We start from the raw sequence: 23,494 nt of genomic DNA, 5'->3' as shown, positions 1-23,494 counted from the left end.
GGACGGGCCCTCAGGACCGGGAGCGGGCGGGGCCGGTGGCCGCGCTCACTCGTAGCCGAAGGCCTTCAGTGCGGTCTCATCGTCCGACCAGCCCTCGCGCACGCGCACCCAGGTTTCCAGGAAGACCTTGCGGTCGAACAGGTGCTCCATCTGCTGGCGCGCCTTGCTGCCGATGTCCTTGAGCCGCGCGCCGCCCTTGCCGATGACGATGGCCTTCTGGCTCTCCCGTTCGACCCAGATGACCGCGCCGATGCGCAGCATGTTGCCATCCACGGTGAAGTGTTCGATCTCGGTGGTGGTCGCGTACGGCAGCTCGGCACCGAGCTGGCGCATCAACTGCTCGCGCACCAGTTCGCCAGCCAGAAAGCGCTCCGAGCGGTCGGTGATCTCGTCTTCGCCGAACATCGGCGGTGCTTCGGGCAGCTGGGCCAGCACGTCGCGCACCAGCGCATCCAGGCCGTTCTTCTTCAGCGCCGAGATCGGGTGCACGGCGGCGAAGGTGCGCCCCTCGCTCACCTGGGCCAGGAACGGCAGCAGTTCGGCCTTGTCCTTGAGCCGGTCGACCTTGTTGATCACCAGGAGTACCGGGATGCCGGTGTCGCTGAGCACGTTGTAGGCCAGGGTATCGGTCTCGTCCCAACGCCCGGCTTCGATCACCAGCAGGCCGGCATCGACACCTTCCAGCGCGCCGCGCGCGGCACGGTTCATGACCCGGCTCATCGCCGAGGCCGAGTATTTGCCCTGTTGCTTGTGCAGGCCGGGTGTGTCGACCAGCACGATCTGGCCCTGCGGGAAGGTCGCGATGCCCAGCAGCCGGTGGCGCGTGGTCTGCGGCCGGCTGGAAGTGATCGACACCTTGGCGCCGACCAGGGCATTGGTCAGGGTGGACTTGCCGACGTTGGGACGGCCGATGACTGCGACGCTGCCGCTGCGGTGGGACTGGGAAGTGTTCATGGGCAAAGCTTAGAGCGTGTCCGGGGTATTGGGGGAACGAAAGGCGCCTGCGGCGCTTCGTCCTGTCGTGCCGAGCTTGCTCGGCTGCGTCTTTCTCCGGTGCCGCCCCGGCCGAGCAAGCTCTGCGCGACAGAGGGCTCCCGGGATCGAGAGCGCCTAGCGGCGCGGCAGCTGGCTGATGACACCAGCCGCGGCGGCCTGCTCGGCGATCCGGCGCGAGCCGCCCTCGCCGTCGGCCGACAGTGCCGGCTCGCTGATGATGCAGCGCACCTGGAAATGGCGCGCATGCTCCTCGCCGCTCTCGCAGACCAGTTCGTAGACCGGCAAGGGCTTCTGGCGGCCCTGCAGCCACTCCTGCAGGCGGGTCTTGGGGTCCTTTTCCGGTTTGCCGACCGGCAGCGCCGCCAGTGCGGTCTCGAACCAGGGCAGCACGCAAGCGCGACAGGCTTCGAAGCCGGCATCCAGATAGATCGCGGCGATAACCGCCTCGACGGCATCGGCCAGGATCGAATCGCGTCGATGCCCGCCAGACTTCATTTCGCCCGGGCCCATGGTCAGGCGCGCCCCAAGCTCCAGCGTGCGCGCGACGGTGGCCAGCGAAGCCTCGCGCACCAGCTCGGCGCGCGCCCGGGTCAGTGCCCCTTCGTCGGCCTTGGGCCAGCGCTGGAACAGGACTTCGGCGATCAGCAGGTTGACGATCCCGTCGCCCAGGAACTCCAGGCGCTCGTTATGCGGCGCACCGGCGCTGCGATGGGTCAGCGCCTGGGCCAACAGCTGCGGATCGGCGAAGGCATGGCCGATCGGGTCAGGGCCGGCTGCCAACTCAGCCTTCGCCACCACCGCTCCGAACGATGTCCTGGGCGGTGTCGAACTTGCCCACGACATCCAGGTTGCCGATGATCGGACGACGCACTTCGTACTGGACATTCATCCGCCAACCGCCTTCGATCCGCTTGAAGTTGACGTTTTCCGGTTTGACGTTTTCCGAATAGTTGATATCCAGGCGACGGAAGAAAAAATCCTCCAGGCGTGACGGGTCCATGTCGGCGGAACCCGGCTGTTCGGCCAGGCCCTTGGCGGCGGCCTTGACCGAATAGAACTCCTCGTACATCGGGAACAGCTTCATGCCGATGTATGCGGCAAATCCCACCACCGCCAGCGTGATCAGAAACCCGATCAGCGTGATACCACTCTGCTTGCGCTTCATGACGTTCCCCTTCCCCTTGAAGGACTTGCTGATCACTCGATGCCGTGCCCGATGCGCGACGGATCGAACCCGTTCTTGCAGAACCACCCCTCGCAGTTGAGCCAGATCACGAAGGCCTTGCCCCGCAGATCCTTCTCCGGCAGGAAGTGGGTATCCGGCCACAGGCGGCCGTCCTCGCTATTATCACGATTGTCGCCCATCACGAAATAGTGGTCCGCCGGCACGGTCCAGGTGCCCTCGCCGGTGTAATGGCCCAAGTCCTCGTAGATGGTGTGGGTCCGGCCGGGCAGGTCCTCCTGCAGCAGGGTGACCCGGTCGCTGCCCGGCGGCAGGCCGCGACCCGAATAGGTGCCCAGCGGCTTGTACTTCACCGGCGTGCCGTTCACCGACAGGGTGTTGCCGGTAAAACTGATGGTGTCGCCCGGCAGACCGATGATGCGCTTGACCCAGTTGTGCTCCGGGTCCATCGGCGGCTTGAACACCACCACATCGCCGCGCTTGGGCTCGCCGATCGGCAGGAACTTGGTGTTGGTGATCGGCAGGCGCAGGCCATAGGAGAACTTGTTGACCAGGATGAAGTCCCCGATCAGCAGGTTGGGCATCATCGAGGCCGAGGGGATCTTGTAGGGCTCGGCGACGAAACTGCGCAGGACCAGCACGATGGCCAGCACCGGGAAGAACGCCTTGGAGTAATCGACCAGCACCGGCTCTTCGTCCAGCAGGCCGGCCTTGGCGGCGCGGCGCTTGGCCAGAAAGAGCTTGTCCAGCAGCCAGATGAAGCCGGTCAGCAGGGTGAGTACGACCAGGATTGTTTCGAACCAGACCATCGCATTTCCTTGTCGCGACGTCCGCGCCCGGTGCGTCGCATCTTGCACAGAACAAAGGCGGGTCACGCGACCCGCCCCGCTTGGCATGCCGGCCCCCGGGCCGGCGCGCCCTTTACTTGCTGTCCACCTGCAGTACCGCCAGGAAGGCTTCCTGCGGGATCTCCACGCGGCCGACCTGCTTCATGCGCTTCTTGCCTTCCTTCTGCTTTTCCAGAAGCTTTTTCTTGCGCGTGATGTCGCCACCATAGCATTTGGCCAGCACGTTCTTGCGCATGGCCTTGACCGTGGAACGGGCGATGATCTGGGCGCCGACAGCGGCCTGGATCGCCACGTCGAACATCTGCCGCGGGATCAGCTCCTTCATCTTTTCGCACAGCTCGCGGCCACGGCGATCGGCCTGGCTGCGATGCACGATCAGGCTCAGCGCATCGACCTTGTCGCCGTTGATCAGCGTATCCAGGCGCACGAACGGACCAGCCTGGAAACGCAGGAAGTGGTAGTCCAGCGAGGCGTAGCCACGGCTGACGGACTTGAGCTTGTCGAAGAAATCCAGCACCACCTCGGCCATCGGCAGTTCGTAGCTGATCTGCACCTGGCTGGCCAGGTACTGGATGCCGATCTGCATGCCGCGCTTTTCCTCGCACAGCTTGATGATGTTGCCGATGTAGGCCTCGGGCGTGAGGATGTTGGCGCGGATGATGGGCTCGCGCACTTCCTCGACCAGATTGGACTGCGGCAGCTTGGCCGGGTTGTCCAGCGACAGGATGGAGCCGTCGGTTCTGAGAACCTCGTAGACCACCGTCGGCGCGGTGCCGATCAGGTCCAGGTCGTACTCGCGCTCCAGGCGTTCCTGCACGATTTCCATGTGCAGCATGCCTAAGAAGCCGCAGCGGAAGCCGAAGCCCATCGCCTCCGAGCTTTCCGGCTCGAACCGCAGCGCCGCGTCATTCAGGCGCAGCTTTTCCAGCGCCTCGCGCAGGGCCGGATAGTCCTCGGCATTGACCGGGAACAGCCCGGAGAACACGCGCGGCTGCATCTCCTGGAAGCCCGGTAGCGCCTCGGTGGCCGGGTCGGACGCCAGGGTCAGGGTGTCGCCGACCGGCGCGCCATGCACGTCCTTGATGGACGCGTTGATCCAGCCCACCTCGCCAGCGCGCAGCGCCTTGGTCTTGGTCCGCTTGGGCGTGAAGATGCCCACATCGTCCACCTTGTGCTTGCGCCCGGTGGACATGACCAGAATGTCGTCGCCGTCCTTGATCTGGCCCTGCATCACGCGCACCAGCATGACCACGCCCAGGTAGTTGTCGAACCACGAGTCGATGATTAGCGCCTGCAGCTTGTCGGTGTCGCGCGGCTTGGGCGGCGGGATGCGGTGGACGATCGCCTCTAGCACGTCCTGCACGTTCAGGCCGGTCTTGGCCGACACGGCCACCGCATCAGCCGCGTCGATGCCGATCACCGCCTCGATCTCGGCCTTGGCTTTTTCGATATCGGCGGTGGGCAGGTCGATCTTGTTGAGGACCGGCACCACTTCCAGGCCCTGCTCGACGGCGGTGTAGCAGTTGGCCACCGACTGGGCTTCCACGCCCTGGGCGGCATCGACCACCAGCAGCGCGCCCTCGCAGGCAGCCAGCGAGCGGCTGACCTCGTAGGAGAAGTCCACGTGCCCGGGGGTGTCGATGAAATTCAGGTAATAGGTCTGGCCGTCGCGCGCGGTGTAGGGCAACGACACGGACTGGGCCTTGATGGTGATGCCGCGCTCGCGCTCGATCGGATTGTTGTCGAGCACCTGGGCTTCCATCTCGCGCTCAGTCAGCCCGCCACAGAGCTGGATGATCCGGTCGGCCAGCGTGGACTTGCCATGGTCGACGTGGGCGATGATGGAGAAATTGCGGATGAACCGCATCGATTCAGGTGTTTCAGGCGACATGTGGGGAGCGCGGCGGCGCGACGAGGCGTCGGGGAGACAATCGCGGATTATCGCACGCCCGACCCGGGCCTGCCCGCTTTGCGCAGAGCGGCCCGGGAGGCGCCGGCCAAGGCCGGCGCCGGGGTGGCAGGCTTCAGCCGCCGACCGTCAGGGCCACGAATTGCTTGACGCCGTTCTGCGGATCCTGGACCAGCAGCATCAGCACGTCGCCCTTCTTCACGCCGGCGACGGCCTTGTTGAAGTCCGAGACGCTGCCGACCTTGTTGCGGCCGACCTGCAGGACCACCAGGCCCGGCTGCAGATGGGCTTCCAGGGCCACGGCGCGGCTGACGTTCGAGATGACAACGCCCGCGTCATTGGGCAGGTCCAGGCGCTGACGCAGCTGCGGAGGAACTGCCTCGACGCTGAAACCGATGTCCTTGCTGTTGGCCGACTTGCCCGACTCGGCGCCCTGGTCGCCCTCGTCCTCGCCAGGACCGGACAGCCCGGCAGCCTTCTGATCCAGTTCGGTCAGGGTGACGTCCACCTTGCGCGACTTGCCATCACGGATGACCGTCAGGGTGACCTTGGTCCCGGGCGGCAGCGGTGCCACGCGCGACGGCAGATCGGTGAAGTCGTTGATCTTGCTCCCGTCGAATTCGGTGATCACGTCCATGGGCCGAATCCCGGCCTTGTCCGCGCCACTGCCCGGCGACACCGACGCGACCAGGACGCCATTGGTGTTTGGCAGCCCCAGGCTCTTGGCCATCGCCTCGCTGATTTCCTGGTTCATGGTGACGCCCAGCATCGAGCGGCTGACCTTGCCGTTCTTCTTCAGCTGGTCGGCCGCGCTGATGGCCAGGTCGATCGGGATCGCAAAACTGATGCCCATGTAGCCGCCGGACTGGGAGAAGATCTGCGAGTTGATACCGACGACTTCACCCGCTGTATTGAGCAGCGGACCGCCGGAATTGCCCGGGTTGATCGCCACGTCGGTCTGGATGAAGCGCACGTAGTTCGACCCCATGCCGGCCTGGGTTCGTCCTGTCGCACTGACCACGCCGGCGGTGACCGAATGATCCAGCCCAAACGGCGAGCCCACGGCCACCACCCACTGCCCGGGCTTGAGGTTGTTGGACTCGCCCATACGCAGCGACGGCAGGTTCTTGGCGTCGATCTTCAGCACGGCCACGTCGTAGCCCTTGTCGGCGCCGATGACCTTGGCCTTGAACTCACGCCCGTCGGACAGCTTGACCTTCACGTTGTCCGAGCCATCGACTACGTGGTTGTTGGTCAGGATGTAGCCATCGGGCGAAATGATGAAGCCCGAGCCCATCGACTCGCCTTCCGGACGGCCGCCGCGGCCGCGCGGCGAAGGCATCTGGAACTCCGGCCCGAAGAGCTGACGGAAGATGTCCGGGATCTGCTGCTGGTCCATCTGGGGCTGCTGGTCGTCGTCGCTGCTGCTGTCGTCACCGCCGCCGATGGTGGCGTCGACGTTGACCACACCCGGGGCGACCTGCTCGACCAGCTTGGTGAAATCCGGCAGCCCGGTGACGATCTGTGGGGCGCTGCTCTGGGCGATGGAGGGGGCGACCGCAGCCGCGCTGCTGCCGCCCTGCTGGGCGCACGCCGACAGGGGCATGGTGAGGGACATCAGGCCGATCAGGCCAAAACGGACACGTGCATTCATCGACTGCTTGCCTCTGCGTCGGAAAAAGAAAGGGTTGGCAGCACCCGCCCGCAGGCGGGTGCAGGTCACTCAGGGCTGCGCGTCCGGCGCCCGGGCTTCTGACGGCTGGGACGTCGAGGCCGCCGTGGGAAGCCGGGGCTGGAACGGGTAATAGGGCGCCTGTTCGCCTTGGACGTAGCCGGCGGCATAGCCGCCATCGCCGGCCAGGTGAGGGAGCGTGGTCCGTGGCCAGGGCCGCGCCCGCGCCTCACCCAGGGCCGCACCGGCAAAGGGGTCCTGACGGCTCGAAGGCGCCTGGGCCAGGGCGTCCGCCCGCGGGACCTTGGCCGCATTCACCTCGGCCAGGGCCTGACGGGTGATGGCGGCCGTGGCACGTGCAGCCTGCTGGTTGCGGGTCGCACTGCCCCGACGGCTCTCGTCGGCGCGGCGCGGCACACTGGCGACCGCGACCGCCGCCGAAGCGGCCAGCGTCGCCGCAGGGTCCGGGTCGGCCGGCGCCGACGGCGCTGATGGCGAGCGGATCGTCGAGCCACCGGAAGCCGGTGCCATGCTGCTGGCCAGCTCGGTCGCCTGTGAGGCGACCTGCGGGCGACTGTGTTGTCCGGCGATGAACATGGCCACCAACGCCACGGATGCGGCGACCGCACCACCGCTCCAGCGCAGCAGCCGATGCCCGCCGCGGCCGAATTCCTGATTGGCGGCAGGCTGCTGCCTGGGCTGCTCGGCCACGGCCGCGGCAACGCGCTCCGCGAACCCATGCGGCGCCGGCGTCGGTGCGCGCCCCCGCAGGACCTCACCACACAGCTGCCAGCGTTCCCAGGTCGCGTTCAACGCCTGATCCTCGCCCATGCGGCGCATCAGGAAGCGGGCCTGATCCGGCGCCAGTTCGCCGTCCATCAGCGCGGACATCTGCTGGCGGTAATGCTGCTGAAACTTGTCGTCGATCATCGGGCACGCTCCCGGGTGGCACTGTCGTGTTCAAGCAAGGGCCGCAGTTCGGCATCGATCGCATCGCGGGCCCGGAAGATCCTGGAGCGCACCGTGCCGATCGGGCAGCCCATCCTGGCGGCGATTTCCTCGTAACTCAGTCCATCGACCTCGCGCAGGCTGATGGCGGTACGCAGGTCCTCAGGCAAGGCCTCGACCGCGCGCATCACGGTCTGTTCGAGCTGCTGGCGCATGAGCTCGCGCTCAGGCGTATCGGTGTCGCGCAGGCGCGCGCCGGAGTCGTACTGCTCGGCGTCACTGGCGTCTACGTCGTCAGTGGGCGGGCGTCGGTTGTGGGCAACCAGATGGTTCTTTGCGGTGTTCACGGCAATCCTGTGCAGCCAGGTATAGAACTGCGCGTCACCACGGAAACTTCCAATCGCGCGATAGGCGCGCATGAAAGTGTCCTGCGCCACGTCCTGGCACTCGCTCCAGTCGTGTACGTAGCGGCCGATCAGCGCCAGGATGCGATGCTGGTATTTGCGCACCAGCAGGTCGAATGCGGCGCTGTCCCCGCGCTGTACGCGCTTGACCAGCTCGAGATCCAGTTCGATGGGTGGATCAGCTTCGGCCATGCCGGTCCGCACTCCTGTGGGCGCCGTCATGAGCCGCTCCTTGTGACCACGCGGGCAGCGGAAAGTTCACTGACGCCATGAAAATCCTGCTGCGGAAAAGTTAGAACGTAAAAATAACGCATGGCGCGTGGACTGCCTGTCAGGTCGTCAGCACAGGACATAGGGATTTGACGCAGGCCAAACAACCTCCCGATCATAACGGGCTCCCCGTACCGTAACGGATGGTCACTCCATGACAGCCAGCTTCGATGGGCTCCGATTCAGTCACTGGCGCACGGAAACCCGTCCCGAAGGCGTGGTGATCCTGTTCCTCGACCGTCAGGACGCCTCGGTCAACGCCTTCTCCCAGGATGTCCTGATCGAGCTGGGCGAGGTGATCGAACGCCTGGCCATCGACCCGCCCAAGGGCGTGGTGATCGCTTCGGGCAAGGACAACGGCTTCATTGCCGGTGCAGACCTCAAGGAATTCCAGGAATTCGACCGCCGCGGCACCGTGAGCGATGCGATCCGTCGCGGCCAGGCCACCTTCCAGAAACTGGCCGAACTGCCCTGCCCGACCGTGGCGGCCATCCATGGCTTCTGCATGGGCGGCGGCACCGAAATCTCCCTGGCCTGCCGCTATCGCATCGCGTCAAAGGATGCTTCCACGCGCATCGGCCTGCCCGAGGTCAAGCTGGGCATCTTCCCGGGCTGGGGCGGCAGCGCGCGCCTGCCGCGTCTGATCGGCGCGCCGGCCGCGATGGACCTGATGCTGACCGGTCGTACCGTCTCGGCCAGCGCCGCACGGGCCATGGGCCTGGTCGACCGGACCGTGGACAAGGCGGTGCTGATCGACAGCGCCGTGGCCCTGGCATTGAAGGGCACCACGCGCCCATTCAAGCAGCGCGCCCTGGGCTGGTCCACCAATACCTGGCTGGCGCGCCGCATCCTGGCCCCACAGATGAGCAAGCAGGTCGCGCGCAAGGCACGCAAGGAGCACTATCCGGCTCCCTACACACTCATCAACACGTGGGAGCGCGCGGGCGGCAAGGGGATCGGCGCGCGCCTGGATGCCGAGCGCCGCGGCGTGGTCAAGCTGGCCGGCACCCCGACCGCGCGCAACCTGATCCGCATCTTCTTCCTGACCGAGCGCCTCAAGGGGCTGGGCGGCAAGGACGCGGGCATCAAGCACGTGCACGTGGTCGGCGCCGGCGTGATGGGCGGTGACATCGCCGCGTGGTCGGCCTACAAGGGCTTCGAGGTCACCCTGCAGGATCGCGAGCAGCGCTTCATCGATCCGGCCATGACACGTGCGCAGGCGCTGTTCGACAAGAAGGTCAAGGACGCCAGCAAGCGCCCTGCCGTGGCCGCACGCCTCAAGGCCGATCTGGCCGGCGAAGGCGCCGCCAGCGCTGACCTGGTGATCGAGGCCATCATCGAGAACCCCGAGGCCAAGCGCGCGCTCTACCAAACCATCGAGCCGATGCTCAAGCCCGATGCATTGCTGACCACCAACACCTCGTCGATTCCCTTGGTCGAACTGCGCGAGCACATCGCCCGACCGGCGCAGTTCGGTGGCCTGCACTACTTCAACCCGGTGGCGATGATGCCGCTGGTGGAAATCGTGCACCACGACGGCATGTCGGCCGAGACCGGCCAGCGCCTGGCCGCGTTCTGCAAGGCGCTGGACAAGTTCCCGGTGCCGGTGGCCGGCACCCCGGGCTTTCTGGTCAACCGCGTGCTCTTCCCGTACATGCTCGAAGCGGCCAATGCCTATGCCGAGGGCATCCCGGGTGCGGTGATCGACAAGGCGGCGGTGAAGTTCGGCATGCCGATGGGCCCGATCGAACTGATCGACACCGTCGGCCTGGACGTGGCGGCCGGCGTTGGCAAGGAGCTCTCGCCGTTCCTGGGCCTGCAGGTCCCGGCGGCGCTGGCCACGGTCGAGCCGGACAAGCGCGGCAAGAAGGATGGCCAGGGCCTGTACAAATGGGAGCAGACGGCCAAGGGCAGCAAGCCGGTCAAGCCCGAGGTGCCCGCCGATTACCAGGCGCCGGCCGACCTGGAGGATCGCCTGATCCTGCCGCTGCTCAACGAGGCGGTCGCCTGCCTGCACGACGAGGTGGTCGCCGACGCGGACCTGCTGGATGCCGGCGTGATCTTCGGCACCGGCTTTGCGCCGTTCCGCGGCGGCCCGATCCAGTACATCCGCGCCGCTGGTGCCGATGCGCTGGTCGAACGCCTCAAGACCCTGCAGGCGCGGCACGGAGATCGCTTCGCGCCACGCCCTGGCTGGGACAATCCCGCGCTGCGCCAACCGGCCGCCTGATCGAGGCACCCCCGCACATCCGCCGCAGGCTGCAAGCCGCGCGGCGGATCGGGCATCATGCTCCGCCTTGGAACCACGACGACCTCACCTGCATGTTCAATCTGTCTGCGCCGAGTACCGGCACCTATTTCCTGTCGCTGCTGCTGGGCGGCCTGGGCGTCGCAGCCAAGCTGCACTACATCCCGGCACTGGTGCCATACGCGTTCTGGCTGGTCTGCGCGGGCTTGGTCGTGCTGCTGCTGGGCAATCTGTTCAAGAGCCTTTGACCGCAGGCGAGCGGTGATCAGGACGGCGAGGTCTCAGCACCCCATCGCCAAGGCGACTTCCAGCTCGGTCACCCGCACCCAGCCACGCCCATCCCACTGCTCCAGCACCATCCGCAGCAGGCTCGGCGCGACATAGGATGCGCCTTCGCCTGCTCGTGAGACGCCGCGCGCCAGGTTCTGCCAATGCGCCTCGCCTCCCTGGCGACGCACGGCCGCCAGCAGCTCCACCTGGCTGAAGGAGGGGAAGCAGGTGGATTCGGCCTCCGACGGCGGCAGCACGGCGAAGCGCCCATTGCCGTCTACGGCAATGGTGTGCCACGCGGACGTACAGTGCTTCCAGTCCAGTAGATCCAGGTGCGGCCCCTCATCCGCAAGCGCCAGGCTGGTCTGGTATTGCACGCGCAGGCGCAGTGGCACCTGCTGCCCGGCGGCCTGCGCGACCTGGACGAGACTGACCGTCTCTCCGACCTCCGGCGACAGCGCATAGCGCGGTTGCAAGGGCGCGGACTGTGACCAGATCGCTGCCGGTGAAGCTTCCGTCCACACCTGGATCCGGGTCACCTGCGCCCCCGCATCCAGCGCAAACGACATCGCCAGCCCCGCTGGCAGAAGGCTGGCGATCATGCTGCGGCATCGCGGCATGGGCGCGGTTACATGGTGTGGGTGGGCTTGTCGGCGTTGAGCGTGCCGGCCAGCAGGGTCTCGATGCGGTTGCGCACCATGTCGCCCTCGCCGCCCTCGGTGAACTGCACGCCGATGCCGGCGGTGCGCGCGCCCTGTGCGCCAACCGGCGTCACCCAGATCACCTTGCCGGCCACCGGCAGGCGCTCGCTGGACTCGGGCAGGGTCACCAGCACGAAGACCTCGTCGCCGAGGAAATACCGCTTGGTCGTCGGCACGAAGATGCCCCCGTTTTTCACGAACGGGATATAGGCACTGTAGAGCTGCGCCTTGTCCTTGACCGCCAGCGACAGGATGCCGCCCTTTGTTGCATTCATCCCGCTCCTCCAGTCGCCGAACCGCGCACGCCATCGCGCCAGGCCAGCAGTAAATCCACCATCGCCAGGTCGGCGCGCACCGTGGTGCGCAGCAGGTCTCGCGTGCGGTTGGCCGCATCGAACCAGGCAGCCAGCTTGTTCAATCGTGCAGGATCGGTCAAGGCCGGATCGGCTGCCTGCGCCAGCACCAGGTCCGCGGCAAAACGCAGCCGCAATGAGGCGTGATCGTCGTTGGCCCAACGCTGGGCGGTCTCCACCACCTGCAGCTGGCCCCGCTCGAGCTTGCCCAGGTCGGCCGCCACCTCGCGGCGCAGCGCCATGCCTCCTTCGGCCATCCAGGACAGGGCCAGTCCCGGATGCCCGCGAGCCGCGTCCAGGGCCTCGGCCGCGGCGCTTTCCGGGTAGTCATGCGCAGCCAGCCAGGCCAAGGCCTCGGCACGCGGCGGCAGGCGGACTTCCAGGCTCTGGCAGCGGCTGCGGATGGTCGCCGGCAGGCGCATCGGATTGGCGCTGAGCAGCCACAGGTAGCGCCCAGGCTGGGGTTCCTCCAGCGTCTTGAGCAGCGCGTTCCAGGCCGCGTTGTTGACCGCATCGGCCGGGTCGATGATCGCCACCTGCGCGCGCCCGTACTGCGGGGTGAGCGATAGCTTCTGCGACAGCTCGCGGATCTGCTCGATCACGATCTCGGTGCGTAGCTTGGTGCCGTCGCGCGTGGGAATGAAGGACACCACCGTCAGGTCTGGATGGGTGCCGGCCTGGATCAGCTGGAGATCGCGTCCGCCGCCGTCGGCCTGCCCGCCGCTGAGCACATGGCGCGCCAGCCGATCGGCGATCGCACGCTTGCCCAGGCCGGCTGGCCCGCACAGCAGCAGGCCATGGCCCAGGCGTCCGGCATCCAGTGCGGCGAGCGCATGGTCGTAGGCGCGCTGCTGCCACGGGGCGAATGGACCTGTCACGTCGTCGCCTCCAGCCAGGTGCGTACGGCACTGGCGACCGCCTGCGCGACATCCTGCGGCGGCTGCGCCGCATCGATCACGCGGAAGCGCGCAGGGAACGCCTCTGCGCGTCGCCGATAGCCCTCGCGCACACGCTCGAAGAAATCGTCCTGTTCGCTTTCGATGCGATCCGGCCACAGGTCGCGGCCCGCGGTGCGGGCGCGCCCTTCGCGCACGTCCAGATCCAGCAGCAGGGTCAGCGCCGGCGCCGCATGCACCACACGCCGTTCGAGCTCTTCCACCAGGCTGCGGTCCAGGCCGCGCCCGTGGACCTGATAGGCGTAGCTGGAGTCGGTGAAGCGATCGCTGACCACGAACGCCCCGCGAGCCAGGGCCGGTGCGATCACCCGCTGCACGTGCTGGGCGCGCGCGGCGAACATCAGCAGCAGTTCGGCTTCAGGCGCCAGCGCCTCCACGCCAGGTTCGAGCAGGATGCCGCGCATGCGCTCGGCCAGCGGCGTGCCCCCCGGCTCACGGGTCAGGACAACCTCGTGCCCGGCCGCCTGCAAGGTGTCTCGAATGGCGCCCAGGGCGCTGGTCTTGCCCGCGCCCTCCCCGCCTTCCAGGCTCAGGAAGTGCGGATGTTCGACCGGCAGGCTCATCGCCTGCTCGCCTTGTCGTCCTGGCCCGTCGGCGTCTGCGCCGCCTGGCCTGCGGCGGCCTCCTCCTCGGGCAGCGGCGGACGACGCATGCGATTGAGGTAGGCGCGCACGGCGGCGTTGTGCTCGGCCAGGGTGGCCGAGAACACATGCCGCCCACTGCCGTCCCCGAGGGCGACGAAGTACAGCGCATCGCCCGGCGCCGGGTGCATGGCCGCATCAAGCGCCGCGCGACCGGGCATCGCGATGGGCGTGGGGGTCAGCCCCGTGCGCGTATAGGTGTTGTAGGGCGTGTCGGTGGTCAGGTCGCGCCGGCGGATGTTGCCATCATAGGCGCTGCCCAGGCCGTAGATCACGCTGGGGTCGGTCTGCAGCTTCATGCCCAGCGCCAGGCGCCGGGCGAACACGCCGGCGATCTCGGGCCGCTCCTCGGCGATGCCGGTTTCCTTCTCAATGATCGAGGCCAGGGTCAGCGCCTGGTAGGGCGTGGTCAACGGCAGGTCGTCCGCGCGCGTGGCCCAGACCTTGGCCAGGGCCTTGTCCATGTCGTCGTAGGCGCGCCGCAGCACGTCCAGGTCCGTGTCACCGCGCGAGTACACGTAGGTTTCCGGCAGGAAGCGTCCCTCCGGATGCTCGCCGGGATGACCCAGCTTGGCCATCAGTGCGGCATCGTCGAGCTGGGTGGCCTCATGCACCAACGGCGTGGCCGCCTCCAACGCCGCGCGCAGCTGGCGCATGTTCCAGCCTTCGACGATGGTGAAGCGGTACTGGATGATGCGACCGGCGCGCATGTTCTGCAGCAGCGAGCGCGGGGTGGTCACGCCGGGCTCCAGCGCGTACTCGCCCACCTTGAGCTTGCCCGCCGCGTCGAGCTGGCGAGCCAGCAGCTGCCACTCCAGATCACGGCCGGCCGTGACGCCTTCGCCGCGCAGGCGAGTGAGGACATTGTGGAACGAGTCCCCCCTGCGCACCTGCACGGACTGCTCCGGATGCAAGCCTGGCAGCGGTTGCGACTGGAACGCTTGGTAGCGCTGCCAGCCCCACAGTGCGGCGGCCGCAACGGCAAGCCCGAGGAGCACGACGATGAGGACGATGGCGCGGCAACCGCGCCTGCAACCTGATGCCACGGTCATGAAGCCGGCCAAGGGAAGGCCGCGCAGGATACCAGCCGCACGCGAAGCAGGCCGTTCAGACCGCCGGCGCCGCCCCGAGCGCGAGCAGCATGCCGCGGGCCTTGGCCCGGGTCTCGGCCAGCTCGGCCTGCGGATCGGAGTCGATGACGATCCCCGCGCCGGTGCGGAAGCGCAACGTGGTGCGCTCGGCCTCGTCCACCATCTGCGCGCTGCGGATCAGGATGTTGAGGTCCAGGTCGCCATCGCGTCCCAGCCAGCCGAACGCGCCGGTGTAGGCGCCGCGCGACACCTGCTCCAGTTCGGCGATGATCTGCATGCAGCGCACCTTGGGACAGCCGGTGATGGTGCCGCCGGGAAAGGTCGCGGCGATCACCTGCCCTGGCGTGACCTCGGCGCGCAGCTGGCCGCGCACATTGCTGACGATGTGGTGCACGTGCGCATAGCTCTCCACCGTCATCAGCTCGTCGACCTCGACGCTGCCCGGCGTGCACACGCGGCCCAGGTCATTGCGCTCCAGGTCGATCAGCATCACGTGCTCGGCGCGCTCCTTGGGATGGCCGACCAGCTCGCGGATGCGGGCGGCATCATCGTCCCCGGCGAAGCGCGGCCGCGTGCCGGCGATCGGCCGGGTCTCGACCACGCCGCCGCGCACCGACACCAACCGCTCCGGCGAGGCGCTGACCACTGCGTGGCCGTCGTGCTGGAACAGCCCGGCGAACGGGGCCGGATTGCACTGCCGCAGGCGCGCATACAGCGCCGCTGGCTCCAGCCTCGGGGCAAACGTGGCCTGCCAGCCACGCGAGAGGTTCACCTGGAACACATCGCCCGCCGCCAGGTAGTCGAGGATGCGCCGCACCCCCTCGATGAAGTGCTCGGGCGCGTCCTCGATCAGCGCCTCCGGCACGTGCCAGGCCGGCGCCTGGAGGGCAAGCGCCAGGGCCAGATCCGTTTCGATGGCCTGCAGCAGCGTCTCGCAGCCCGGCTCGGCCACCGCCACGCACTCCCCGGTGGCGCGATCGCGCAGCACCGCGGCCGGACAACGCCGTGCCAACGCGACCGGCCGTTCGCCCGGGCCCTGGGGCAGCGTCAGCACCGGCTCGACCTGGCCAGCCAGCTCGTAATCCAGCATCAGCGCCCAGCCGCCAAGGAAGGGCCAACGCGGTTCCTCGCGCAGCGTGCGCAATGGCTGCCAGGCGGCATCGAGCAGCGAGAGGAAATCCCCCTCCAGCCGCTCCCCGGCCAGGGTGCGGGTCAGCCCATCCGCATCCAGGCGCAGGCCTTCGCCATTGCCCATCAGCAGCAGGTCCCAGCGACCGTGCGCGGTGCCCGACGCCACCGACTCCATCAACAGCGGGTAACGCGCCGGCGCCACGCGCTGCAGCGACAGCAGGTCCACCTCGTTGGGCAGCGCACGGCTCAGAAGCATGACGGTCTCATGTGTTTCAAAACGCACATCGGGAGCGGCGCCATGCCGCTCCCGATGTCTTCAACGTCGCCGACGCCGCGCTCAGACGCGCTTGAACACCAGCGTGCCGTTGGTGCCACCGAAGCCGAAGCCGTTGGACATGACCACGTCGACCTGCTGCTCGCGCGCCACGTTGGGCACATAGTCCAGATCGCAGCCTTCCCCCGGATTGTCCAGGTTGATGGTCGGCGGAATCACACCCTCGTGCAGCGCCATCACCGAGAAGATGGCCTCCACGCCACCGGCCGCGCCGAGCAGGTGCCCGGTCATGGACTTGGTGGAGCTGACCATCATCTTGTAGGCGTGATCGCCCATGGCGCGCTTCATCGCCAGGGTTTCGGCCACATCGCCCAGCGGCGTGGAGGTGCCGTGCGCATTGAGATATTGAACCTGCTCCGGATTCACGCCGGCGTCCTTCATCGCCATGCTCATGCAGCGCGCCGGACCGTCGCCGTTCTCGCTGGGCGCGGTCATGTGCCAGGCGTCCTGGCTGGCGCCGAAACCGGCCAGCTCGCAGTAGATGCGCGCGCCGCGGGCCTTGGCGTGTTCGTACTCTTCGATCACCAGGATGCCGGCGCCATCGCCCATGACGAAACCGTCGCGCTCGGCGTCCCACGGGCGCGAGGCCCGGGTCGGGTCGTCATTGCGGGTGGACATGGCCTTCATCGAGCAGAAGCCCGCCATCGAGGTCGGCGAGGAACCGCGCTCGGCACCGCCGCAGACCATTACATCGGCATCGCCGTACTGGATGGTGCGCATGGCCATGCCGATGGAGTGGTTGGCGGTGGCGCACGCGGACACGGCCGAGAAGCCAGGCCCCTTGAGGCCCTTCATGATGCTCAGGTGGCCGGGCAGCATGTTGATGATGGTGCTGGGGATGTAGAACGGCGAAACCTTGCGCACGCCGCCGTCGAGCAATTTCTCGGTCTGTTGCTCGATGCCCAGGATGCCGCCGATGCCCGAACCGATCATCGCGCCCACGCGCTCGGCGTTGGCCTCGGTGACTTCCAGGCCCGAATCGTCCAAGGCCATCAGCGAGGCCGCGACACCGTAATGGATGAAGGCATCCATCTTCTTGGCGTCCTTGGGGTGGATGAACTGGCTCAGGTCCAGCTCACGCACTTCACCGCAGATCCGGGTGGGATAGGTCGAGGCATCGAACGAGGTCAGCGGGCCGATGCCCGAACGACCGTTCTTGATGCCATCCCAACTGCTGGCCAGGTCATTGCCCAGGGGCGAGACCATGCCCATGCCGGTGACCACGACACGACGTCGGCTCATAACGTTCTACTCCGCAATGCTGCAGGCCGGCCAATGCCGGCGTTGACGGGGATGCTGCGGCGCGCCTGCGCCGGATGCGCGCGGGGCCGCAATCGCGGCCCCGGCGTCACTCACTTGCATCAGGGCGTATCAGGCCTTGACGTGCGCCTTGACGTAATCAATGGCCTGCTGGACGGAGGTGATCTTCTCGGCCTCTTCGTCCGGAATTTCGCACTCGAATTCTTCTTCAAGCGCCATGACCAGCTCGACGGTGTCCAGCGAGTCGGCGCCCAGATCGTCCACGAACGATGCGCTGGTGGTGACTTCTTCTTCTTTGACGCCAAGCTGTTCGACAACAATCTTCTTGACGCGTTCTTCAATGCTGCTCATGGATTCGCTCCAACCGGAGATGGGTAAACACGGGATAGTGTAAGGGAAAGCGGGGCCTGCTGGCACGGCGCCGCAAGCCCCTTCGAATCAGCCACTTAGGACCGAATTTTATGTCACGGCATGTACATGCCGCCGTTGACGTGCAAGGTCTCGCCAGTGATGTACTTGGCGGCCGGGCCCGCCAGGAAGGCCACCGCGTTGGCGATGTCGGCCGGCTCACCCAACTGGCCCAGCGCGATCTGGCCCAGCAATGCCTGCCTGGTCTCTTCGGGCAGCGCCTTGGTCATGTCGGTATCGATGAAGCCCGGAGCGACCACGTTGACGGTGACGCCGCGCGAACCGATTTCCTTGGCCAGCGACTTGGAGAAGGCAATGATGCCAGCCTTGGCCGCCGAGTAGTTGGTCTGGCCCGGGTTGCCGGTCACACCGACGACCGAGGCGATATTGATGATGCGACCCTTGCGCGCCTTCATCATGCCGCGCATCACCGCCTTGGACGTGCGGAAGACGCTGGACAGGTTGGTGTCCAGGATCGCATCCCAGTCCTCTTCCTTCATCCGCATCAGCAGGTTGTCGCGGGTGATCCCAGCGTTGTTGACCAGGATCGAGATCGGACCGAATTCCTTCGCGGTCGCGTCGATCAGCGCATCAACGGCAGCGGCGTCGGTGACGTCCAGCGTGCGGCCATGGCCGCCGATGGGCTCCATGCGCTGGGCGATGGCCTGCGCACCGTTGTCGCTGGTCGCCGTGCCGATGACGGTGGCGCCCTGCGCGGCGAGGGTGTCGGCAATGGCCGCGCCGATGCCGCGGCTGGCGCCGGTGACCAGAGCGATTTCACCGGACAGGGGAAGTGCTGCATTCATGCGGTTTTCCAGGTTTCCAGCGCCGAGGCGAACTCGGCGGGCGTGGACAGCGTACGCGCGTCGACCGACTTGTCGATGCGCTTGATCAGGCCGGCCAGCACCTTGCCGGGACCACATTCGGCGATACGCGTGGCACCGCCAGCGGACAGTGCCTGCACGCAGTCGGTCCAACGCACCGGCAGGTAGAGCTGGCGCACCAGGGCATCGGCAATCGCGTCGATCGAATCGTGCACCTTGGCGTCGACGTTCTGCACCACAGGCAACGCCGGCAGGTGCCAGGACAGCCCCTTGATGGTGTCGGCCAGGCGATTGGCGGCCTCGCGCATTAGCGGGGTATGCGAAGGCACGCTGACCGCCAGCTTCACGGTCTTGCGCACGCCGCGCGCGTTGAGTTCGGCGATGGCGGCATCGACTGCCTCAGCGTCGCCGCCGATCACGATCTGGCCTGGGGAGTTGTAGTTCGCCGGGACGACAACCTTGGTGCCTGACACCTGCTCGCAGACCTCCAACACCATCGCGTCCTCGGCGCCGAGCACGGCGGCCATCGCACCGACGCCGGCCGGAGCGGCTTCCTGCATCAACTGCCCGCGGATGCGCACCAGATGCGCGCCATCCTTCAACGACAGCGCACCGGCCGCGACCAGCGCGGTGTATTCGCCCAGGCTGTGCCCGGCCAGCTGTGCTGGCGTCGGGCCGCCCTGCTTGCGCCACAGGCGCCAGACGGCGACGCCCGCCGCCAGCAGCGCCGGCTGGGTGTATTCGGTGCGATTGAGCATCTCTTCGGGGCCGCCCTGCGACAGGGCCCACAGGTCCGCGCCAGCGCCGTCGGAGGCTTCGTTGAAGGTATCGCGCACCTGAGGGTGCAACTCGGCCAATTCGGCGAGCATGCCGATGGATTGCGATCCCTGGCCCGGGAAAACGAAGGCAAGTGTGGTGTCTGTCACGCGCAAAGACGCCCTGCTGCAAAAAACGAGGGGCGATGATACGGGTGAAAGGGGTAAGGCGTCTGTACTGCGGCGTATGCCGCCCCTTCACACCGTGGCATCAACCCACCAACAGGCGCAGCACATCCAGGTCGCCATCGCTGAACCAGTCGAAGGCCAGGGTCGCGATCACCAGCACACCCAGGGTGCTGGCGCCATGCAACACCAGCACGGCGTGGGCGAGACGACGCGCCTTGCGTCCCAGGCGATTGCAGACCGCGGCCAGGCGCTGGAGCCGCGTGGTGACCTGATGGGTCTGCGCTTGCACGTCACGACCGCCGCGGGTCATGGCCTCACGCATCAGCCCCTCCAGCACGGCGGGCCGACGCTCGTAGTAGCGGGCCACGCCATAGCCGAACATCAGCCAGTCACGCGCCTGAGCCTGGGCCAGACTCATGACTTCCAGCGGATCTTCCTCGAAATCAATGAAGCCGATCTGCTCGCCATCGAAGGTCATGTTGCGTGGCAATGGCTGGCCGAAGTACGCGCCTTCTGCATGCGCCTTGGCGATCGCAGCGAGCGCCAATCGCGTCAATCGGTCGCGCTGCGCATCGTCCTGCGCATCGCGCAGCCAAGCCGCCAGCGAGCGGCCATTGTCGGTGAGCACCAACGAAGTGCGCCCCCGCCCGATCACCTCGGGCACGTGCACATGCTGTGCCGCCAGCTCGTTCAGGCGACGCGCTTCGACATCCAGGGCGGCGGTGCCGACGCGATGCGGCGGCGGTCGCAGCGGCGCCATGCCGAGCTTGCTGGCCAACAGATCCAGGGCGCCGAGCGACAGCATGCGACTGCCGCCATTGCCATAACGTTTCAGCCAGGCCTGACGGCCGTCGATCAGAATGGGTTCAACCATGGGGGCACTCCGTCACAGCATGACAACCCTGTCATGTCGGAAAGATGTTAACCCTCGAGGGTTAACGCCATCGGAACGCACAGCACCGCGCAGGCGTCGCGAACGCGCACGGCCCAGCGCAAGGCGCGCGCAAGCGCACCCGGCATGGCCGGGGGCATTGAGAGGGGAACAGTGCGGCAGGGCGGTGGGCCAGGCTCAATAAAGCATCGATCCGCGCACGAGTGACCCGTGCGCCTTCACCAAGGCACACCACGAAGAGCAAGAAGGAACAAGGAACGCCCCGCGCCGCGGCGCGGTCCCGCCGCTCAGAAGCGCAACAGCACCGAACCCCAGGTGAAGCCGCCGCCGAACGCCTCCAGCAGCACCAGCTGACCGCGCTGGATGCGTCCATCACGCACCGCTTCGTCCAGGGCCAGCGGGACCGAGGCCGACGAGGTGTTGCCGTGCCGGTCCACCGTGACCACGACTTGGTCCATGGACATGTCCAGCCGTTTGGCAGTGGCTTCGATGATGCGCAGGTTGGCCTGATGCGGCACCAGCCAGTGCAGGTCGTGCTTGTCCAACTGGTTGGCGGCCAGGGCCTGGTCGACGACCGCGTCGAGCGCCTTGACGGCGTACTTGAACACGTCGTTGCCCTTCATCAGGATCCGCGATCCGGCATTGGGCGCGTCCGGCTGGAAGCCAGCGGAAATGCCGACCGGATTCCACAGCAGTTCCTTCTTGCTGCCATCGGCATGCAGGTGGGTGCTGAGGATGCCGGTCTCGGTATCTGCCTTGAGCACGACCGCGCCCGCGCCGTCGCCGAACAACACGCAGGTGGTGCGGTCGGTCCAGTCGGTAATACGGGTCAGGGTCTCCGCGCCCAGCACCAGCACGGTCTTCGCGTCCCCGGTCCGGATGAACTTGTCCGCGACCGTCAACGCGTAGATGAAGCCCGAGCAGGCCGCGTTGACGTCCATCGCCATGCAGCCTTCCGCCCCCAGCTTGGACTGGATCAGGCAGGCGGTCGACGGAAAAATGATGTCCGGCGTCGTGGTGCCCACGACGATCAGGTCCAGCTCGTCAGCGGTCACACCCGCAGCTTCCATCGCCAGCAACGCCGCCTGGTGCCCCAGGGTGCCGCTGGTCTCGCCTTCGCCGGCGATGTGGCGCTCACGAATACCGGTGCGGGTGCGGATCCACTCGTCGCTGGTGTCGACGATCTTGGACAGATCGTCGTTGGTCATCACTTTTTTCGGCAGGCAGCTTCCGGTGCCTGCGATACGCGAGTAGATACGACCGTTCGTCACCGGCTGGCTCATCGTGATTCCCGTTGCGCGACCCGCGAAAACGGGCCAGAAAAATGAGAGGTCAGGCACGCATCAAGCGCGCCGCCAGGCTCATTCTTCGTCGACAACCGCCGACTTGGTCGCGATGACCTTCTTGCCGCGGTAGTAGCCGTCAGCGGTCACGTGATGGCGGATGTGGGTCTCGCCCGTGGTCGGGTCGGTGGCCAGCTGCTTGGCGGTGAGGGCATCGTGCGCACGGCGCTGGCCGCGGCGGGACGGGGTGACGCGGGATTTCTGAACAGCCATGGTCTTGCTCCAAACAAGTCTCGTATTCCAACCGCCAAAGCGCGGTCAGTTCTTCTTGAGCGATGCCAGCGCCGCGAACGGGCTGGCCTTCGCCAGTTCTTCCTGCTGCGGGGAGACATCAAGCTCCACCGCGGGCAACTCCGGATTCATCGGGACTGCCGGAACGGCCAGCACCAGCTCATCCTCCACCAGATCCAAGGTCCGCAGCATGCCGTCCTCGGGCACCAGCAGGGCCTCGAACTCGGCCGGCAGCGCGGCCTCGTCGGCCTCGTCCCGGATCAAGCCAAGCCGCTGGACCATCGAAACGGGGAGCAGGAACCGCTCCAGGCTGCGCTGGCATTCCAGCGGCAGCGCCGTCTCGATCCTCAACTCCACGTAAGGCACCTGCAGCGCGTCGCGATCAAACTGAAGCGCAAACGCCACCTCGCCCTCGGCATCGGTCAACAGCCCGTCCAGCCGGCGTAGTGCCGCCAGGGGCACCTTGCCTTCGAAACTGCGTCGCGCCGCAACCATGCGCCAAGCATCCAGGATTTCGGGCACGTGCGCGGACATAAGCCGCAAAATGTTAGAGATCTGCTGGCAGCGTGTCAAATCCAGGCGACTGACATTGTCGCATCCCGGTGCCGGTCGCACACTGCCCGGCCCGCACGACCGCCACCCGCCTCATGCCCCACCTGATCCTGGCCTCCACCTCGACCTACCGTGCCGAGCTGCTGCAGCGACTGCGCGTCCCGTTCCAGGCCAGACGCCCCCTGGTCGACGAAACGCCCCTGCCGGGCGAGCCTCCGCAGAGCCTGGCCGTGCGTCTGGCGCGCACCAAGGCCCAGACCGTCGCGGAACAATGTCAGGGAGCCTGGGTGATCGGCTCGGACCAGACCGCCGACTTGGACGGCGCCCCTGTCGGCAAACCAGGCGGGCGGGCAGCGGCGCTGGCGCAATTGGAGGCCATGTCCGGACGTGCGGTGGAATTCCACACCAGCGTGTGCCTGACCGACGGCACCCGATGGCAGGAAGCCACCGATGTGACCCGCGTCGTCCTGCGTTCGCTCCCGGCGGAGCAGATCGCGCGCTACGTCGATGCGGAAACGCCTTACGACTGCGCGGGCAGCTTCAAATGCGAGGGCCTGGGCATCAGCCTGTTCGAGGCGATCGAAACCCGTGATCCCACCGCCCTGGTCGGGCTCCCGCTGATCGCCACCGCGCGGCTGCTGCGCGATGCCGGCTTCCGCATCCCCTAACCACCCGCTGCCGGCGTCACTCGACATCCACCGCTCGGGAAACCATGCTCGATCGATCCAAGCCGCCACGACCACGCAGGAGTCTCGATCGAGCGCAAGCCCATTGTCCGAAAGGTCCGTAGCGGCGTGCATAGCCATTTCTGCGTCTCGCCGCATGGCGGGCGTTGTGGGTCACCACCTCCAGCCGGCACGTCCCAGCCGGATTCTCCGACCCCATCAGGCTTGTCGGCCACCGGTGCAGCAAGCGACACCCCAGCACACCCTCCAGTCCCATGCGCTCAGCCCCACGATTCAGCTGATCGGCGTGCAGACGCGAGCCGATTACTCGCAACAGCCAACACACGTAGAGGTGCGGGCGGCCACGCAGGGCTGACAGCGCTAAGCGCTACGGAGCAATGGATCGTGATCTATCAGCAC

Annotated in this window: 25 protein-coding genes; 3 read left to right on the top strand and 22 right to left on the bottom strand. The window is 67.0% G+C overall.

The annotated features are described in order from the left end of the window. Nucleotides 1-45: 45 nt before the first annotated feature. From era to rpoE, 8 genes are all read right to left on the bottom strand, one after another. Nucleotides 46-954 (bottom strand): GTPase Era, encoded by a 909-nt coding sequence (gene era, locus ACORQU_RS14305; RefSeq protein WP_491641766.1) that lies wholly within the window; start codon nt 952-954, stop codon nt 46-48. Nucleotides 955-1,110: 156 nt separating this feature from the next. Then, nucleotides 1,111-1,776, bottom strand: a complete 666-nt coding sequence (gene rnc / locus ACORQU_RS14300) for a ribonuclease III (RefSeq protein WP_491641765.1) — start codon at nt 1,774-1,776, stop codon at nt 1,111-1,113. 1 nt (nt 1,777) lies between these two features. Continuing rightward, nucleotides 1,778-2,161, bottom strand: coding sequence for a DUF4845 domain-containing protein (locus tag ACORQU_RS14295; protein ID WP_271646591.1), 384 nt, complete (start codon nt 2,159-2,161; stop codon nt 1,778-1,780). Nucleotides 2,162-2,193: 32 nt separating this feature from the next. Beyond that, nucleotides 2,194-2,988: a signal peptidase I gene (gene lepB, locus ACORQU_RS14290; protein ID WP_271646592.1), complete on the bottom strand. Its 795-nt coding sequence runs from the start codon at nt 2,986-2,988 to the stop codon at nt 2,194-2,196. A 112-nt stretch (nt 2,989-3,100) separates the two neighbouring features. Continuing rightward, nucleotides 3,101-4,894, bottom strand: a complete 1,794-nt coding sequence (gene lepA, locus ACORQU_RS14285) for a translation elongation factor 4 (RefSeq protein WP_491641763.1) — start codon at nt 4,892-4,894, stop codon at nt 3,101-3,103. A 157-nt stretch (nt 4,895-5,051) separates the two neighbouring features. Continuing rightward, nucleotides 5,052-6,590: a Do family serine endopeptidase gene (locus ACORQU_RS14280; RefSeq protein ID WP_491641762.1), complete on the bottom strand. Its 1,539-nt coding sequence runs from the start codon at nt 6,588-6,590 to the stop codon at nt 5,052-5,054. Between the two features lie 69 nt (nt 6,591-6,659). Then, nucleotides 6,660-7,538 (bottom strand): sigma-E factor negative regulatory protein, encoded by an 879-nt coding sequence (locus ACORQU_RS14275; RefSeq protein ID WP_491641760.1) that lies wholly within the window; start codon nt 7,536-7,538, stop codon nt 6,660-6,662. Beyond that, entirely contained in the window at nt 7,535-8,152 is a 618-nt protein-coding gene (gene rpoE / locus ACORQU_RS14270) for an RNA polymerase sigma factor RpoE (RefSeq protein WP_491641758.1), read from the bottom strand. The genes ACORQU_RS14275 and rpoE overlap by 4 nt, the downstream gene beginning before the upstream one ends. 232 nt (nt 8,153-8,384) lie before the next feature. Between rpoE and ACORQU_RS14265 the strand changes: the two genes are divergently transcribed. Together ACORQU_RS14265 and ACORQU_RS14260 are read left to right on the top strand one after the other, a co-directional pair. Continuing rightward, nucleotides 8,385-10,460, top strand: a complete 2,076-nt coding sequence (locus ACORQU_RS14265) for a 3-hydroxyacyl-CoA dehydrogenase NAD-binding domain-containing protein (RefSeq protein WP_491641756.1) — start codon at nt 8,385-8,387, stop codon at nt 10,458-10,460. Between the two features lie 92 nt (nt 10,461-10,552). Next, nucleotides 10,553-10,726 carry a hypothetical protein gene (locus ACORQU_RS14260; RefSeq protein WP_271646599.1) on the top strand — a complete coding sequence of 58 codons (174 nt, stop codon included), beginning with the start codon at nt 10,553-10,555 and terminating at the stop codon, nt 10,724-10,726. A gap of 33 nt (nt 10,727-10,759) precedes the next feature. Here the strand turns inward: ACORQU_RS14260 and ACORQU_RS14255 are convergent, their stop codons facing one another. The 14 genes from ACORQU_RS14255 to ACORQU_RS14190 form a co-directional block, all read right to left on the bottom strand. Further along, nucleotides 10,760-11,350 carry a hypothetical protein gene (locus ACORQU_RS14255; protein WP_491641755.1) on the bottom strand — a complete coding sequence of 197 codons (591 nt, stop codon included), beginning with the start codon at nt 11,348-11,350 and terminating at the stop codon, nt 10,760-10,762. Between the two features lie 26 nt (nt 11,351-11,376). Next, nucleotides 11,377-11,724 (bottom strand): PilZ domain-containing protein, encoded by a 348-nt coding sequence (locus ACORQU_RS14250; protein ID WP_271646602.1) that lies wholly within the window; start codon nt 11,722-11,724, stop codon nt 11,377-11,379. Beyond that, nucleotides 11,721-12,680 (bottom strand): DNA polymerase III subunit delta', encoded by a 960-nt coding sequence (locus tag ACORQU_RS14245; protein WP_491641753.1) that lies wholly within the window; start codon nt 12,678-12,680, stop codon nt 11,721-11,723. The genes ACORQU_RS14250 and ACORQU_RS14245 overlap by 4 nt, the downstream gene beginning before the upstream one ends. Further along, nucleotides 12,677-13,321, bottom strand: coding sequence for a dTMP kinase (gene tmk / locus ACORQU_RS14240; protein ID WP_491641752.1), 645 nt, complete (start codon nt 13,319-13,321; stop codon nt 12,677-12,679). The genes ACORQU_RS14245 and tmk overlap by 4 nt, the downstream gene beginning before the upstream one ends. After that, complete coding sequence (gene mltG, locus ACORQU_RS14235; RefSeq protein WP_491641751.1) at nt 13,318-14,451, bottom strand: endolytic transglycosylase MltG; 1,134 nt, start codon at nt 14,449-14,451, stop codon at nt 13,318-13,320. Before mltG ends, tmk begins: the two co-directional genes overlap by 4 nt. Nucleotides 14,452-14,506: 55 nt before the next feature. Next, nucleotides 14,507-15,877, bottom strand: a complete 1,371-nt coding sequence (locus ACORQU_RS14230; RefSeq protein WP_491641750.1) for an aminodeoxychorismate synthase component I — start codon at nt 15,875-15,877, stop codon at nt 14,507-14,509. 81 nt (nt 15,878-15,958) lie between these two features. Beyond that, the gene (gene fabF / locus ACORQU_RS14225) at nt 15,959-17,197 is read right to left on the bottom strand and encodes a beta-ketoacyl-ACP synthase II (protein WP_491641749.1); all 1,239 of its coding nucleotides are present in this window, start codon (nt 17,195-17,197) and stop codon (nt 15,959-15,961) included. Between the two features lie 129 nt (nt 17,198-17,326). Next, nucleotides 17,327-17,566: an acyl carrier protein gene (gene acpP, locus ACORQU_RS14220; protein WP_014161144.1), complete on the bottom strand. Its 240-nt coding sequence runs from the start codon at nt 17,564-17,566 to the stop codon at nt 17,327-17,329. A gap of 113 nt (nt 17,567-17,679) precedes the next feature. After that, a complete protein-coding gene (gene fabG, locus ACORQU_RS14215) occupies nt 17,680-18,429 on the bottom strand; it encodes a 3-oxoacyl-ACP reductase FabG (protein ID WP_491641747.1) in 750 nt (249 codons plus the stop codon). Continuing rightward, the gene (gene fabD / locus ACORQU_RS14210; protein WP_491641746.1) at nt 18,426-19,373 is read right to left on the bottom strand and encodes an ACP S-malonyltransferase; all 948 of its coding nucleotides are present in this window, start codon (nt 19,371-19,373) and stop codon (nt 18,426-18,428) included. Before fabD ends, fabG begins: the two co-directional genes overlap by 4 nt. A gap of 100 nt (nt 19,374-19,473) precedes the next feature. Continuing rightward, on the bottom strand, nt 19,474-20,265 hold the full coding sequence (locus ACORQU_RS14205; RefSeq protein WP_491641744.1) for a BUD32 family EKC/KEOPS complex subunit: 792 nt from the start codon (nt 20,263-20,265) through the stop codon (nt 19,474-19,476). A 305-nt stretch (nt 20,266-20,570) separates the two neighbouring features. Continuing rightward, entirely contained in the window at nt 20,571-21,566 is a 996-nt protein-coding gene (locus ACORQU_RS14200) for a beta-ketoacyl-ACP synthase III (protein ID WP_491641743.1), read from the bottom strand. A 78-nt stretch (nt 21,567-21,644) separates the two neighbouring features. Next, on the bottom strand, nt 21,645-21,839 hold the full coding sequence (gene rpmF, locus ACORQU_RS14195; RefSeq protein WP_130520075.1) for a 50S ribosomal protein L32: 195 nt from the start codon (nt 21,837-21,839) through the stop codon (nt 21,645-21,647). A 45-nt stretch (nt 21,840-21,884) separates the two neighbouring features. Next, nucleotides 21,885-22,391, bottom strand: coding sequence for a YceD family protein (locus tag ACORQU_RS14190; RefSeq protein ID WP_271648727.1), 507 nt, complete (start codon nt 22,389-22,391; stop codon nt 21,885-21,887). A 113-nt stretch (nt 22,392-22,504) separates the two neighbouring features. Between ACORQU_RS14190 and ACORQU_RS14185 the strand changes: the two genes are divergently transcribed. After that, nucleotides 22,505-23,077, top strand: a complete 573-nt coding sequence (locus ACORQU_RS14185; protein WP_491641742.1) for a Maf family protein — start codon at nt 22,505-22,507, stop codon at nt 23,075-23,077. The last annotated feature ends 417 nt before the right edge of the window (nt 23,078-23,494 follow it).

It is taken from the genome of Pseudoxanthomonas sp. JC1303 (assembly GCF_058448525.1).
This window is presented reverse-complemented; position numbering and strand designations above follow the sequence as displayed.

Coding starts and splice junctions, on each gene's coding strand:
- era (WP_491641766.1), bottom strand. CDS start 954: ATGAACACTTCCCAGTCCCACCGCAGCGGCAGCGTCGCAGTCATCGGC.
- ACORQU_RS14295 (WP_271646591.1), bottom strand. CDS start 2,161: ATGAAGCGCAAGCAGAGTGGTATCACGCTGATCGGGTTTCTGATCACG.
- lepB (WP_271646592.1), bottom strand. CDS start 2,988: ATGGTCTGGTTCGAAACAATCCTGGTCGTACTCACCCTGCTGACCGGC.
- lepA (WP_491641763.1), bottom strand. CDS start 4,894: ATGCGGTTCATCCGCAATTTCTCCATCATCGCCCACGTCGACCATGGC.
- ACORQU_RS14280 (WP_491641762.1), bottom strand. CDS start 6,590: ATGAATGCACGTGTCCGTTTTGGCCTGATCGGCCTGATGTCCCTCACC.
- ACORQU_RS14275 (WP_491641760.1), bottom strand. CDS start 7,538: ATGATCGACGACAAGTTTCAGCAGCATTACCGCCAGCAGATGTCCGCG.
- rpoE (WP_491641758.1), bottom strand. CDS start 8,152: ATGGCCGAAGCTGATCCACCCATCGAACTGGATCTCGAGCTGGTCAAG.
- ACORQU_RS14265 (WP_491641756.1), top strand. CDS start 8,385: ATGACAGCCAGCTTCGATGGGCTCCGATTCAGTCACTGGCGCACGGAA.
- ACORQU_RS14260 (WP_271646599.1), top strand. CDS start 10,553: ATGTTCAATCTGTCTGCGCCGAGTACCGGCACCTATTTCCTGTCGCTG.
- ACORQU_RS14255 (WP_491641755.1), bottom strand. CDS start 11,350: ATGATCGCCAGCCTTCTGCCAGCGGGGCTGGCGATGTCGTTTGCGCTG.
- ACORQU_RS14250 (WP_271646602.1), bottom strand. CDS start 11,724: ATGAATGCAACAAAGGGCGGCATCCTGTCGCTGGCGGTCAAGGACAAG.
- tmk (WP_491641752.1), bottom strand. CDS start 13,321: ATGAGCCTGCCGGTCGAACATCCGCACTTCCTGAGCCTGGAAGGCGGG.
- mltG (WP_491641751.1), bottom strand. CDS start 14,451: ATGACCGTGGCATCAGGTTGCAGGCGCGGTTGCCGCGCCATCGTCCTC.
- ACORQU_RS14230 (WP_491641750.1), bottom strand. CDS start 15,877: ATGCTTCTGAGCCGTGCGCTGCCCAACGAGGTGGACCTGCTGTCGCTG.
- fabF (WP_491641749.1), bottom strand. CDS start 17,197: ATGAGCCGACGTCGTGTCGTGGTCACCGGCATGGGCATGGTCTCGCCC.
- acpP (WP_014161144.1), bottom strand. CDS start 17,566: ATGAGCAGCATTGAAGAACGCGTCAAGAAGATTGTTGTCGAACAGCTT.
- fabG (WP_491641747.1), bottom strand. CDS start 18,429: ATGAATGCAGCACTTCCCCTGTCCGGTGAAATCGCTCTGGTCACCGGC.
- ACORQU_RS14205 (WP_491641744.1), bottom strand. CDS start 20,265: ATGGTTGAACCCATTCTGATCGACGGCCGTCAGGCCTGGCTGAAACGT.
- ACORQU_RS14200 (WP_491641743.1), bottom strand. CDS start 21,566: ATGAGCCAGCCGGTGACGAACGGTCGTATCTACTCGCGTATCGCAGGC.
- rpmF (WP_130520075.1), bottom strand. CDS start 21,839: ATGGCTGTTCAGAAATCCCGCGTCACCCCGTCCCGCCGCGGCCAGCGC.
- ACORQU_RS14190 (WP_271648727.1), bottom strand. CDS start 22,391: ATGTCCGCGCACGTGCCCGAAATCCTGGATGCTTGGCGCATGGTTGCG.
- ACORQU_RS14185 (WP_491641742.1), top strand. CDS start 22,505: ATGCCCCACCTGATCCTGGCCTCCACCTCGACCTACCGTGCCGAGCTG.